The sequence below is a fragment of the Amycolatopsis thermoflava N1165 genome, assembly GCF_000473265.1.
In the GTDB taxonomy this organism is placed as follows: Bacteria; Actinomycetota; Actinomycetes; order Mycobacteriales; family Pseudonocardiaceae; genus Amycolatopsis_E; species Amycolatopsis_E thermoflava.
Map to the genome: position 1 here is coordinate 6,283,960 of NZ_KI421511.1, position 12,472 is coordinate 6,296,431.

The window sequence follows — 12,472 nt, forward strand, 5'->3', positions numbered from 1 at the left end:
GCTCTCTCCGCACCCTAGCGCGAAGCCCTGTTCCCGCAGGTGAACGCGTGGGTAACTAGCGTTCAACCACTTTTCCTGCCAAACTCCATCCAGTCATCGCCGCGCTACGGTGCGGCATGGAGTACGGTCATGGGTTCCACTACCAGGGGACGAGGCGGGACGAGGTGCCGTGGAGCGGGTGAGGGCGCGGAAATAGGCAATGGCTAGCACCGTTACTTCCCGTCGCAAGCAACTCGGCAACGAGCTCCGGCACGCGCGACTGGCCGCGAAGATGACCCAGCAGCAGGTCGCCGAGGTGCTCGGGTGCACGCAGGGCAAGGTCAACAAGATCGAGTCCGGCGCGGTGGGCGTCAAGCTCGGCGACGTGCGCACCATGCTGGAGGCGTTCGGCATCAACGGCGACGAGTCGGAGGCGCTCATGAGCCTGGCGCGCGCCGCGGCCGGGCAGCGGGGCGCCTGGTCCGGCTACCGGTCCGTCGTGCCGCACTGGTTCCGGACGTTCACCGACCTCGAGCCCGCGGCCGTCGAGATCATGACGTGGCACGGCGAGCGCATCCCCGGCCCGCTGCAGTCCGAGCACTACATGCTCAAGCAGTTCACCGAGTTCGGCGCCACCGACGTGACGTCGCTGGTGCGCAACCGGCTGGACCGCAAGTCCGTCTTCGACCAGCCGCAGCCGCCGTACTACCGGTTCATCATCAGCGAGGCCGCGCTGCACCGCGCCCCCGGCGGCCGGGCGCCCGCGGTGATGCTGGACCAGATCGAGCACCTGCTGGAGCTGGACCGGCGCCAGCGCGTGTACATCCACGTGCTGCCGTTCGGGGCCCGGCTGGCCGCGGTGCCCAACGACTTCACGATCATGCGCTTCCCGGACCGCACCAGGGACTTCGTCTACATCGAACACTCGGCGGGCGGGATCTACCTGGACGACCAGAAGGACTTCCAGCTGTTCGTGGACGCGTGGGACCGCCTGCGCGGCGCGGCGCTGGAACGGCAGGAGACGCGCGAGTTCCTGAAGAACATGGCCGATCAGTACCGCGTCGCGATGGGAGCCTAGGCTTCGTTCAAGATCAACTTGTCGGGGGTTGGGCGTGGCTGAACCGGATCAGGACAACGTGGACCTGGACCGGCCCAACGCCGTCCGGATGTACGACTACTACCTGGGCGGCACGGGGAACTGGGCGATGGACCGCGTCCTCGGGGACAAGGTGCTGGCCGAGGTCCCGTTCGCGCCCCTGATCGCGCGCGCCAAACTGGAGTTCCTGGAGCGGGTGCTGCGCTACTGCGTGCGCAACGGGATCGACCAGTTCCTCGACGTCGGCTCCGGCGGGCCCACGGTCGGCACCGTGCACCGGATCGCCGACGCGCTCGATCCGCGCAGCCGTTGCGTGTACGTGGATCGTGAACAGGTCGCCGTCGCGCACGGGCAGTTGCTGCTGGAGCGCGAGGGCGACCCGGAGCGGCACGCGATCGTCCGCGCGGACCAGCGCGACCCGGACGCGGTGTGGGAGGCCGCGATGGGCGCCGGGGTGCTCGACCGGACCCGGCCGATCGCGTTGATCTTCTGCGCGGCGCTGCACTTCATCCCGAACGCCGAGCCCGCCGGCGAAATGCTGGCCCGCTACCGCGCGCGCCTGCCCGCCGGCTCGTACCTGGTGATCTCCCACGCGACGTTCGACGACCTGGACGTGCCCGCGGAGTACGCGGCGAGCATCCGGGCGGCGTTCGAGCTGTACGAGAAGTCCGGCACGCCCGCGTTCTCCCGGAGGCACGACGAGATCGTGTCGTTCTTCGGCGACTTCGAAATGGTGGAGCCGGGCGTGGTGTGGCTGCCGCAGTGGCGGCTGGACGAGGCGCCGTCCCCGGTGACGCGGAACTTCGTGGCGAACCCGTCGATGTCGATCGGGTGGTGCGGAGTGGGCCGGAAGCGGGGATGACCGCCAGGATCTGCCGAAACCGCCCGCGGTCGGCGAGGAGTGCCGCTACGAGTACCGGTTCGGCGACGCGGTGCTGCGGTTGCGCGGCGGGGCGGTAGCCGTCAGCCGCGGGGACGGGGCAGCGCCAGTTCCGCGCTGTGCCGCCACGCGTGCCAGTGCCGCCGGAACGAGCGGGGCAGCAGCGTCCACCGGCGGCGGGCGGGTGTCTCCACCGCCGGCTCGCTCCGGTGCGGAGCCGTCGAGTCGGTCAGGATCCGGACGGTCATCTCCGTCCCCCTTCCAGTAGCGGCCGGGGATTCCGGCAGACGCCGGCCGTGGCGAGGCAGTGCTCGCACGGCATGCCGGCGCCGAGGGGCAGCCATTCGATCTCCGGCAGCCGGAGGCGCGCGCCGCAGCCGGCGGTCAGTGCGCCGCGCAGGACCGCGCCGGGTTCGAGCGGGAACAGGTGCGCGCACCGGCGGGTCTCGCGCGCGGTACCGGGGGCCTGCCTGCCGATCACAGTGACCGGGCCCGGCCAGTCCTCGCGCAGGTACCAGACCGCCGAGGCGTCGGCGTCCGCCGCGAGCCAGCCGAGCATCCGGGAAAGCGCTTCCGCCGGGCTGCCGACGCGAGCGGCCTCGTCCCGGCCGTTGACCTTGCCGACGACCATGAACGGGTCCGGCCGGCACGGGGCCGCGGGCCGCTCCGCGACGTCCACTCCGAGCACCGTCGACCTCCCCCAGAACACGCGACTCGGGTCTGTGATCGACCCGACCGGCGGGAATAATCCTACTCCTGGAATAATCCCAGTGTCGAGTGGTCAAAGTTTGCATCACCCGACTGGACCCATGTGGTTCCAACGAAAGGACCAGGGATCGCCCCGCTTCGCCACGCGGCGGGACGGAACCTCAGGCACGGAGGTAGGGACTGATGCCGGAATACCCGCGACCGGTGGATTACGACCCGCAGACGGCGGCGCACCTGTTCGACGAGTCGAAGTGGCAGAAGTCCTTCGCCAGCGAGCCCAACGGCGGGAACTGCGTGGAGGTCAACCTCGCCGCGCCGGGGCTCGTCGGGGTGCGCGACACCAAGCTGGCGAGCAGCCCGGTCTTCGTGTTCGACGCCGGCGAGTGGGCGGCCTTCCTCGAGGGGGTCAAGGCGGGCCAGTTCGACCTGCACTGATCCGGGATTATCGAAACTCGTGTGTTATTGACCACATACGGGCGAGTGGCGCTTCCGGGTCGCCGGACGACCCGGAAGCGCCGGCCGGATCAGTTCGACGGCCTGCTGCCGCCGCCCGGAAACCCGCCCTGACCACCGGGGAAGCCGCCCTGCTGCCCACCGGGGAAGCCCTGCTGGGCCGAGCCGTCCGTGATCGACGTGGCCGTGGCGGTGTCCCCGGAGACCTTCGCCAGCACCGTGACCGTCGAGCCGGTCGCCAGGTTGTCCGCCTTCTCCGTCGACGAGTCGATCACGTAGGTCTGGGTGTAGCCGTCCTTGCTCTTCACCGTGATCGAGGTGGCGCTCAGCGCGCTGACCTCGCCGGTCTGGAACCGCTCGACCGCGTACCCGCCGTCGGCGGACACCGTGAAGTCGCCGTGCAGCGCCTCGCGCAGGATCGACGCGGTGCCGCCACCCATCATGCGTCCCCCGCCGGGGAAGCCGCCCATCCCGCCCTGCTGGTTCGCCTCGGACGAGGTGCCCGCGTAGATCGCGACCCCGCCGACGGCGGCGATGACCACCGCGACGGCCGCGGCGATCGCGGTCTTCCTGCCGGACCACTTCGGCGCGGGCGGCTGCGGGTCGCCCCACGCGGCGGCAGGTGCCTCGGTGGTCGTCGGCTCCGTGCTCATCGTGTCCCTTTCGCGTTCGGTCGCGGCAGGGTCCACCCCTGCCACCCCCACAGGTTCGGCGGCCCGGCTGTGCGCAGGCTGTGTGCGAGGTGGGCGGACGCTGTGCGCGGCCACCGCTCACAGGGAACACACAGACGGGTCACAGGGAGGACCCACGGGGGCGGCCGAAGATGGGACCATGACCAGCATGAACGCCGCGCCGACCGGCTCGGGCAAGGCCGACCTCAAGCACCCCGACGGCTCGGCGGTGCGCGTCCTCGTGGTCGACGACGAGGAGACCCTGGCCGAGCTGGTGTCGATGGCCCTGCGCATGGAGGGCTGGGAGACCCGCAGCGCGGGCACCGGCACCGAGGCGGTCCGCGTCGCCCGCGACTTCCGCCCGGACGCCGTCGTCCTCGACGTGATGCTGCCCGACTTCAGCGGCCTGGAGGTGCTGAGCAAGCTGCGTGCCGAGGCGCCGCACCTGCCCGTGCTGTTCCTCACCGCGCGGGACGCGGTCGAGGACCGCATCGCCGGGCTGACCGCGGGCGGCGACGACTACGTCACCAAGCCGTTCAGCCTGGAAGAGGTCGTGCTGCGGCTGCGTGCGCTGCTGCGCCGCTCGCGGGTGGTGTCCGCCAACGAGGGGTCGACGCTGACAGTCGGCGACCTGACCCTGGACGAGGACAGCCGCGAGGTGTTCCGCGGCGGCGACCCGATCTCGCTGACGGCGACCGAGTTCGAGCTGCTCCGCTTCCTGATGCGCAACCCGAAGCGGGTGCTGTCCAAGGCCCAGATCCTGGACCGGGTGTGGAGTTACGACTTCGGCGGTCAGGCCAACATCGTGGAGCTCTACATTTCCTACCTGCGGAAGAAGATCGACGCAGGCAGGGAGCCGATGATCCACACCATGCGTGGCGCGGGGTATGTCCTCAAACCGGCAGGCTGAGCACGCCCGCCCGCGGCGGCTCCTGCCCTCCTCCCTGCGCGGCAAGCTGATCGCGCAGGTCATCGCGCTGCTCGCGCTCGTGTGCCTGGTCGTCGGCCTGGTCACCGAGATCGCGCTGCGCAGCTTCCTCTACCACCAGCTCGACGACCGCCTGGCCGCCGCGAGCGAACGCGGCACCCGCCAGCCGCCGCCGGGCTCCTGGAACGGCTCGCCCAACCAGCCGCCGCCGGATTCGCTGCGGGTCCCCGGGCAGGGCATCGGCACGCTGGCCGTCGTCGTGTTCCCGGACGGCGCCGTGCGGGCCGGGGTGCTGCGCGGGGGTTCGACGTCCTCGAACAACCCGTTCCCCAGCGACCCGGTACCGTCCGCGGAGCTGCGCACGCTGCTTTCGCTGCCGTCCGACGGCAAGCGGCGCAGCGTCGACCTCGGCGAGCTCGGCGACTACCGGGTCGTGTCGGTGCGCGCGCCGGACGGCGCGCTCCTGATCACCGGGCTGCCGCTGGCGGAGGTGGACGAAACGCTGTGGCGGCTCGGCTTCATCTTCGGCGGGGTCGCGCTCGGCGGGCTGCTCATCGCGGGCGGGCTCGGCGCGATCACCATCCGGCAGACCATGCGCCCGCTGGACCGGCTGGCGGACACCGCATCGAAGGTGTCCCAGCTGCAGCTCGACCGCGGCGAGGTGGCGTTGTCGATCCGGGTGCCGCCGGTGGACACCGACACCCGCACCGAGGTCGGCAAGGTCGGCGCGGCGTTCAACCAGATGCTCGGGCACGTCGGCGCGGCGCTGAACGCGCGGCAGGCCAGCGAAAGCCGGGTGCGGCAGTTCGTCGCCGACGCCAGCCACGAGCTGCGCACGCCGCTCGCGGCCATCCGCGGGTACGCCGAGCTGGCGCGGCGCAGTGGCGACAGCGGCGACACCGTGCCGCCGGACATCGCGTTCGCGTTGGGCCGCGTCGAGTCCGAATCGGCCCGGATGACGACCCTGGTCGAGGACCTGCTGCTGCTCGCGCGCCTGGACTCCGGGCGGCACCGCGTCTACGAGCCGGTCGACTTCTCCCGCATCGTCGCCGACGCGGTGTCCGACGCGCATGTCGCCGGGCGCGACCACCGGTGGCTGCTCGACGTGCCGGCCGACCCGATCACCGTCGTCGGCGACGCCGACCAGCTGCACCAGGTCGTGCTCAACCTGCTCAACAACGCCCGCACCCACACCCCGCCGGACACGGTGGTCACCACCAAGCTGTCCGTCGAGGGCGACGAGGTCGTGCTGCGGGTGTCCGACAACGGTCCCGGCATCGCGCCGGAGGTCCTGCCGACGGTGTTCGAGCGCTTCGCCCGCGGCGACACGTCCCGGTCCCGCGCGGCCGGCAGCACCGGTCTCGGGCTGGCGATCGTGGCCGCCGTCGTCGCCGCCCACCGCGGCCGCGTCGGCGTCGAGAGCAAGCCGGGTCACACCGAATTCACGGTGCGTTTCCCCAGGTAGCTCCTTCGGGAGCCGCTCACAGGCTCCGCACAGCTCGGGCACATGATCGCCACAACGCGGCGGGCCACCGTCAGTGTTCATGACGACCTCCGCCGACGCCTCTCCCGCACCTCGGCCGGCCGACCCACCGCAACGGGGCACGTCCCCGGTCCTCGACGTCGTCGTCCCCGTGTACAACGAGGAGACCGACCTCGCGCCCTGCGTGCGCCGCCTGCACGCCTACCTGTCCGACGCGCTGCCCTACCCGTTCCGCATCACCGTCGCCGACAACGCGAGCACCGACTCGACGCTGGCGATCGCGCGGGCGCTCGCCGAAGAGCTGCCCGAGGTCGAGGTGCGGCACCTGGACCAGAAGGGCCGCGGCCGCGCGCTCAACGCCGTCTGGTCCGCCTCCGACGCCCAGGTGCTGGCCTACATGGACGTCGACCTGTCCACCGATCTCGCCGCACTGTTCCCGCTGGTCGCGCCGCTCATCTCCGGGCACTCCGACCTCGCGATCGGCTCCCGGCTCGCGCGCGGCGCCCGGGTGGTGCGCGGACCCAAGCGCGAGTTCATCTCGCGCTGTTACAACCTGATCCTGCGCGGCGCGCTCGCCGCCCGGTTCACCGACGCGCAGTGCGGTTTCAAGGCCATCCGCGCCGACGTCGCCCGCGAACTGCTGCCGCTGGTCGAGGACACCGGCTGGTTCTTCGACACCGAGCTGCTCGTCCTCGCGCAGCGCTCCGGCCTGCGCATCCACGAGGTGCCGGTGGACTGGGTGGACGACCCGGACTCGTCGGTCGACATCGTCGCCACCGCCACCGCGGACCTCAAGGGCGTCGCCAGGATGATCCGCGGCTTCGCCCGCGGCACCCTGCCCATCAGCCAGATCCGCGCCCAGCTGGGGAGGCACCCGATCGCCGTCACCGAACCCGGCGTCCCGCCGAAACTGGCCAGGCAGCTCGTCCGGTTCGCCGCGATCGGCGTCGGCAGCACCCTGGCCTACCTGGTGCTCTACCTCCTGCTGCGCACCGGAATCGGCGCGCAGGCGGCGAACCTGATCGCGTTGCTGGTCACCGCGGTCGCCAACACCGCGGCCAACCGGCGGTTCACCTTCGGCGTGCGCGGGTCGAAGGGCGCCGGGCGGCACCAGTTCGAAGGCCTGATCGTCTTCGGCCTCGGGCTGGCGCTGACCAGCGGATCGCTCGCGCTCCTGCACGCCGGCGCCGAACCCGGCCGGTTCGCCGAGCTGGTGGTGCTCGTACTGGCCAACCTGGCGGCGACCGTCCTGCGGTTCCTGCTGTTCCGCAACTGGGTCTTCCGAAAGAACCGATAGGAGAACCGACTCGACATGTCGACTGCGGCTGTTTCCTCCGATCCGGCCCGCCTCGGGCCGGTCCCCGCCGCGGCGCGAACGCGGACGGCAGGCCGTCCGCCGTGGGTCCGGCCGTCGGTCGCCGTCCTGCTGGTCGCGACCGCAGCGCTGTACCTGTGGAACCTGAGCGCGTCCGGGTACGCCAACGACTTCTACGCCATGGCCGTGCAGGCCGGCACGAAGAGCTGGGAGGCCTTATTCTTCGGGTCGCTGGACCCGGGCAACGTCATCACGGTCGATAAACCGCCCGCGTCGCTGTGGCTGATGGCGCTGTCCGGGCGGCTGCTCGGCTTCTCCAGCTTCAGCATGCTGCTGCCCAACGCCTTGTGCGGGGTCGGTTCGGTGGCGCTGCTGTACGCCGCGGTGCGGCGCACGTCGGGTCCGCTGGCGGGGCTGATCGCCGGGGCGGCGCTCGCGCTGACGCCGGTCGCGGCGCTGATGTTCAAGTTCAACAACCCGGACGCGCTGCTGGTGCTGCTGATGGTGGCCGGCGCCTACTGCACCGTCCGGGCGCTGGACCGGGCGAGCACCGGCTGGCTGCTGCTCGCCGGCGCCGCGCTCGGGTTCGGGTTCCTCACCAAGATGCTGCAGGCGTTCCTGGTGCTGCCGGCGTTCGCGCTGGTGTACCTGGTCGCGGCGCCGACCGGGCTGGGCAGGCGGCTGCTGCAGCTTCTCGGCGCCGCGGTCGCGCTCGTGGTGGCGACCGGCTGGTGGATCGTGGCGGTCGCGTTGTGGCCCACCGAGTCCCGGCCCTACATCGGTGGCTCCACCGACAACACGCCGCTGGAGCTGGCCTTCGGCTACAACGGCCTCGGCCGCATCTTCGGCGGCGACGGCAACGGCGGCGGTGGCGGCGGCATGGGCGGCAACACCATGTTCGGCGGCGAGACCGGCCTGTTCCGCATGTTCGGCGCCGCGTTCGGCCTGGAGATCTCGTGGCTGCTGCCCGCCGCGCTGATCGCGCTGGCCGCCGGGTTGTGGTTCACCCGGTTCGCGCCGCGCCTGGACCGCACGCGTGCCGCGCTGCTGCTGTGGGGCGGCTGGACGGTCGTGACCGCGCTGGTGTTCAGCTTCATGAGCGGCACGATCCACCCGTACTACACGGTGGCGCTCGCCCCGGGTATCGCCGGGCTGGTCGGCATCGGCGCGGTCGAGCTGTGGCGCGGACGGCACAACTTCGCCGCGCGGGTCGTGCTGGCGCTGATGCTCGCCGCGACCGGGGTGTGGGACTTCATCCTGCTGGCCCGCACCCCGGACTGGCAGCCGTGGCTGCGCTGGGTGCTGCTGGTGCTGACCGCGCTCGTGGTGGCCGGGCTGCTCTTCGGGCTCGACCGGATCCGGCGCGCGGGGATCGTCCTCGCCGTCGCCGGGGTGATCACCGGGCTGCTCGCGCCGGCCGCGTACGCCGTGGTCACCGCGAGCCAGGGGCACACCGGATCCATCCCGACGTCCGGGCCGTCCGGCAACTCCATGGGCTTCGGCGACCGGGCAGGAGCCGAGTCGGCCGAACTGATCGCGCTGCTCCGGCAGACGACCACCAAGTGGTCGGCGGCGACCAACGGCTCCCAGTCCGCGGCCGGCCTCGCGCTGAACTCCGACACCGCGGTGATCGCCATCGGCGGCTTCAACGGCGGGGACCCCGCGCCGACGCTGGACGAGTTCAAGCAGTACGTCGCCCGCGGCGAGATCACGTACTACGTCTCCGGCGGCATGGGCGGCATGGGCCGGGGCGGCTCCGGCGAGATCGCGCAGTGGGTGGCGGAGAACTTCACAGCTCAGACGGTGGGCGGCAGCACGGTCTACGACCTGACGACAGGCGCGACGACCGGTTGAGTACACTGGAGGCGGACCCCCGCGGCGTCCATCCTGTGAACCTCCCCAGGGCCGGAAGGCAGCAAGGATAAGCAGGCTCTGACGGGTGCGGGGGTCCCCTTCGTGCAAGGGCTCTGCCCTTGCACGAAGGGGACTACGTCCGCTGTGTCTTTCGGGGGGCGACCCCCCGGACCCCCACGGTGCGAGCTCCTCGGTCTGGCGGGCGCTGGGCGCGTTGGGGGCGGACCAGCTCAGGTTTTGGCCGTCAGGATTGGCTGGAAGAATCCGCTCTCCTCAGGCTCGTGCCATGTTGGGGTGGAGAAGCCTGTCGCTTGGAGGAAGTCCTGCAGTTCGGCTCGGGTGATCGCCCAGTACGTCGTTGTGTGGACCGTCGTCGTCAGGTCCGGGAACACCTGGAAGAGTTCGACGTCGTAATGGGTGCCGTCGGGGTGCCAGTGCCAGAGTTGGAAAGTGATCGTGCGGCCGTCCGGGGCTTCGTGCACTGATGGGCGCGTGGCGGCGGGGTGGGTGCGTCTGGCCTCGTCGTAGTCGCGGGTGCTCACGATCAGCCGGCCGCCTCGGCGGAGGACGCGGTGCATTTCGGTGAGCGCCCGGCGCACGTCCTCGGGCGTCAGCAGGTGCGGGAGTGAGTTGTCGGCGCACACCACCGCGTCGAACATCGCGTCCGGGAACGGCAGGGCACGCATGTCGGCGGCGGCGACCGGGATGCCGGTGACCCGCGCGAGCGCGGCGGGGCTGAGATCGGTGCCCGTCACCTCGTGGCCCTGCGCGGCGAGGCCAACGGCCTGGGTGCCGATGCCGCACGCGCAGTCCAGCACCCGCCGCGGGTGTCCGCCCAGCAGCCGGTGCAGTGCTTCGCCCTGACGGCGGACGCTCGACGGCCAGTCCGCGTAGATGCGGTGGTAGTCCGCGGCCAGCCGGTCGTAGAAGCGGCGGGTCATGCCCAGCAGGCTAGTCCGAGCTTGTCGGTGGCGGCCGGTACTCTCGCCTCGTGGCCCTGGCTCTCTACCGCAAGTACCGTCCGGCGACCTTCGCCGAGGTCGTCGGGCAGGAGCACGTCACCGAACCGCTGCGTGCCGCGCTGACCGCGGGCCGCATCAACCACGCGTACCTGTTCAGCGGGCCGCGCGGCTGCGGCAAGACGTCCAGCGCGCGCATCATGGCCCGCTCGCTGAACTGCGTCGAAGGCCCCACCCCGGACCCGTGCGGCAAGTGCGACTCGTGCCGCGCGCTGGCGCCGGAGGGGCCGGGCAGCATCGACGTCACCGAACTCGACGCGGCCAGCCACGGTGGTGTCGACGACGCCCGCGAGCTGCGTGACCGTGCCTTCTACGCGCCCGCCGAGTCGCGGTACCGGGTGTTCATCATCGACGAGGCCCACATGGTCACGACGCAGGGCTTCAACGCCCTGCTGAAGATCGTCGAGGAGCCGCCGGAGCACCTGATCTTCATCTTCGCGACCACCGAACCGGACAAGGTGCTGCCCACCATCCGGTCGCGGACGCACCACTACCCGTTCCGGCTGATCCCGCCGAGCGCGATGCGCGACCTGCTGGAGCGCAACGTCGCGGCCGAGGGCATCCACGTCGACCCGGCCGTGTACCCGCTGGTGATCCGCGCGGGCGGTGGCTCGGCGCGCGACACGCAGTCGGTGCTGGACCAGCTGCTGGCCGGCGCGGGCCCGGACGGCGTGACCTACGACAGGGCCATCTCGCTGCTCGGCGTCACCGACTCGGCGCTGATCGACGACATGATCGACGGCCTCGCGGCGGACGACTCGGCGGCGGTGTTCGGCACGGTCGAGCGCCTGGTCGAGGCCGGGCACGAGCCGCGCCGCTTCGCGAGCGACCTGCTGGACCGGCTGCGTGACCTGGTGCTGCTGCGGTCGGTCCCGGACGCGGCGGCGCGCAACCTGGTGTCCGCGCCCGCGGACGAGCTGGACCGCATGACGGCGCAGGCCGAGCGCGCCGGCCTGGCGACGCTGACCCGGTACGCCGAGATCGTGCACAACGGCCTGCTGGAGATGCGTGGCGCCACCGCGCCGCGGCTGCTGCTGGAACTGTTGTGCGCCCGCATGCTGCTGCCGTCGGCGTCGGAAAGCGAAGCGGCGGTGCTGCAGCGGTTGGAGCGCTTGGAGCGGCGGGTCACGGTGAGCGGCGGGGGAAGTCTGCCTGCCGCCGACGGGCAGGTCGCCGCTGCTGCACCCGAGCGGTTCCAGCGGCCGTCACAACGCGCGGCGGCCCCGGCGGCTGCCGCGCCGTCGCGGCCGGCGGCCGAGGCTGCTGCGCGTCCGGCGCCGGAAGCGCCCGCCCGCCGGGCCACCGAGCCGACCGCCGCGCCGGAGCAGAGCCCCGCGGCTGTGCGCCCGGCTCTGGCTCCGGCGGAGGCGCGTCCTGTGGAGTCGCGGCCGGCGGCGGTGGCGCGTCCTGCGGCGCCGGAGGCGCCGGTGCGCCGCCCCACCGAGCCCGCGGTCCCTGACGAGGCCCCCGCCGAGGCGCCCGCGCCGGGCGGCATCGACGCGGCCGCGATCCGCCGGGTCTGGCCGGACCTGCTGGCCGCCATCCGCAAGACGAGCCGCAGCACCGAGGCGATGATGATCAATGCCACGGTGCAGAGCGTCGAGGGGTCGGTGGTCGTGCTGGCGCACAGCGCGGAGCCCCTCGCGCGGCGGTTGTCGGAGCCGCGCAACGCGGACTTCATCGCCGGCGCGCTGCACGAGGTGCTCGGCGGAACGTGGCAGGTGCGGTGCGTGCACGGCGGTGGCGGTGGAGGAGGTTCGGCCCGCCGCGACGGTCCGAGCCCGCGCCCGAACCCGCCCACCCGGGAGGCCCCGCAGCAGCAACAGCGAACCTTCCAGCGCCCGACGCCGGCGGCCAGCCCGGCCCCGCCGCCCGAGCCCGCGCCGAGGGCGCCGCAGCCACCCCCGGAGCCCGCGGACGACATCCCCCTCCCGCCCGAGCCGGACGACGAGGAATCGATGATGGCCGAATCGGGCGGCCCGGTGCCGGACGCGATGCCCGCGCCGCAGAACGACCCGGAGGAACTGGCGCGCCGCCTGCTGGCCGAACACCTGGGCGCGCAGCCGATCGACTGACCCGCGCCCAG

Annotated in this window: 12 protein-coding genes and 1 other RNA gene; 9 read left to right on the plus strand and 4 right to left on the minus strand. The window is 72.2% G+C overall.

Going from position 1 to position 12,472, the window contains the following annotated elements:
* Nucleotides 1-199 precede the first annotated feature (199 nt).
* Both AMYTH_RS0131045 and AMYTH_RS0131050 read left to right on the plus strand, forming a co-directional pair.
* Nucleotides 200-1,057, plus strand: a complete 858-nt coding sequence (locus AMYTH_RS0131045) for a helix-turn-helix domain-containing protein (RefSeq protein ID WP_027933507.1) — start codon at nucleotides 200-202, stop codon at nucleotides 1,055-1,057.
* Between the two features lie 34 nt (nucleotides 1,058-1,091).
* On the plus strand, nucleotides 1,092-1,937 hold the full coding sequence (locus AMYTH_RS0131050) for an SAM-dependent methyltransferase (RefSeq protein ID WP_027933508.1): 846 nt from the start codon (nucleotides 1,092-1,094) through the stop codon (nucleotides 1,935-1,937).
* 101 nt (nucleotides 1,938-2,038) lie between these two features.
* Here AMYTH_RS0131050 and AMYTH_RS49685 read toward each other — a convergent pair whose 3' ends face one another.
* Nucleotides 2,039-2,203 carry a hypothetical protein gene (locus tag AMYTH_RS49685; RefSeq protein WP_167344621.1) on the minus strand — a complete coding sequence of 55 codons (165 nt, stop codon included), beginning with the start codon at nucleotides 2,201-2,203 and terminating at the stop codon, nucleotides 2,039-2,041.
* Complete coding sequence (locus AMYTH_RS47240; RefSeq protein WP_027933509.1) at nucleotides 2,200-2,643, minus strand: hypothetical protein; 444 nt, start codon at nucleotides 2,641-2,643, stop codon at nucleotides 2,200-2,202. Before AMYTH_RS47240 ends, AMYTH_RS49685 begins: the two co-directional genes overlap by 4 nt.
* Nucleotides 2,644-2,846: 203 nt before the next feature.
* Here AMYTH_RS47240 and AMYTH_RS0131065 point away from each other — a divergent pair, with 203 nt between their 5' ends.
* Nucleotides 2,847-3,098 carry a DUF397 domain-containing protein gene (locus AMYTH_RS0131065; RefSeq protein WP_027933510.1) on the plus strand — a complete coding sequence of 84 codons (252 nt, stop codon included), beginning with the start codon at nucleotides 2,847-2,849 and terminating at the stop codon, nucleotides 3,096-3,098.
* An 89-nt stretch (nucleotides 3,099-3,187) separates the two neighbouring features.
* Here AMYTH_RS0131065 and AMYTH_RS0131070 read toward each other — a convergent pair whose 3' ends face one another.
* Complete coding sequence (locus AMYTH_RS0131070) at nucleotides 3,188-3,769, minus strand: hypothetical protein (RefSeq protein ID WP_037322811.1); 582 nt, start codon at nucleotides 3,767-3,769, stop codon at nucleotides 3,188-3,190.
* 178 nt (nucleotides 3,770-3,947) lie between these two features.
* On the opposite strand from AMYTH_RS0131070, the gene AMYTH_RS0131075 reads away from it, so the two are divergent.
* The 5 genes from AMYTH_RS0131075 (at nucleotide 3,948) to ffs (ending at nucleotide 9,472) form a co-directional block, all read left to right on the plus strand.
* The gene (locus AMYTH_RS0131075) at nucleotides 3,948-4,697 is read left to right on the plus strand and encodes a response regulator transcription factor (RefSeq protein ID WP_027933512.1); all 750 of its coding nucleotides are present in this window, start codon (nucleotides 3,948-3,950) and stop codon (nucleotides 4,695-4,697) included.
* Entirely contained in the window at nucleotides 4,675-6,180 is a 1,506-nt protein-coding gene (locus tag AMYTH_RS0131080) for a sensor histidine kinase (RefSeq protein ID WP_027933513.1), read from the plus strand. Before AMYTH_RS0131075 ends, AMYTH_RS0131080 begins: the two co-directional genes overlap by 23 nt.
* Nucleotides 6,181-6,259: 79 nt before the next feature.
* Nucleotides 6,260-7,495: a bifunctional glycosyltransferase family 2/GtrA family protein gene (locus AMYTH_RS0131085; RefSeq protein WP_027933514.1), complete on the plus strand. Its 1,236-nt coding sequence runs from the start codon at nucleotides 6,260-6,262 to the stop codon at nucleotides 7,493-7,495.
* Nucleotides 7,496-7,510: 15 nt separating this feature from the next.
* Entirely contained in the window at nucleotides 7,511-9,367 is a 1,857-nt protein-coding gene (locus AMYTH_RS0131090) for an ArnT family glycosyltransferase (protein WP_027933515.1), read from the plus strand.
* 8 nt (nucleotides 9,368-9,375) lie between these two features.
* An RNA gene (ffs, locus tag AMYTH_RS47490) (signal recognition particle sRNA small type) lies at nucleotides 9,376-9,472 on the plus strand.
* Between the two features lie 125 nt (nucleotides 9,473-9,597).
* On the opposite strand, the gene AMYTH_RS0131095 is transcribed toward ffs, so the two are convergent.
* Entirely contained in the window at nucleotides 9,598-10,308 is a 711-nt protein-coding gene (locus AMYTH_RS0131095) for a class I SAM-dependent methyltransferase (RefSeq protein ID WP_027933516.1), read from the minus strand.
* A 50-nt stretch (nucleotides 10,309-10,358) separates the two neighbouring features.
* Here AMYTH_RS0131095 and AMYTH_RS0131100 point away from each other — a divergent pair, with 50 nt between their 5' ends.
* Entirely contained in the window at nucleotides 10,359-12,461 is a 2,103-nt protein-coding gene (locus tag AMYTH_RS0131100) for a DNA polymerase III subunit gamma and tau (protein WP_027933517.1), read from the plus strand.
* The last annotated feature ends 11 nt before the right edge of the window (nucleotides 12,462-12,472 follow it).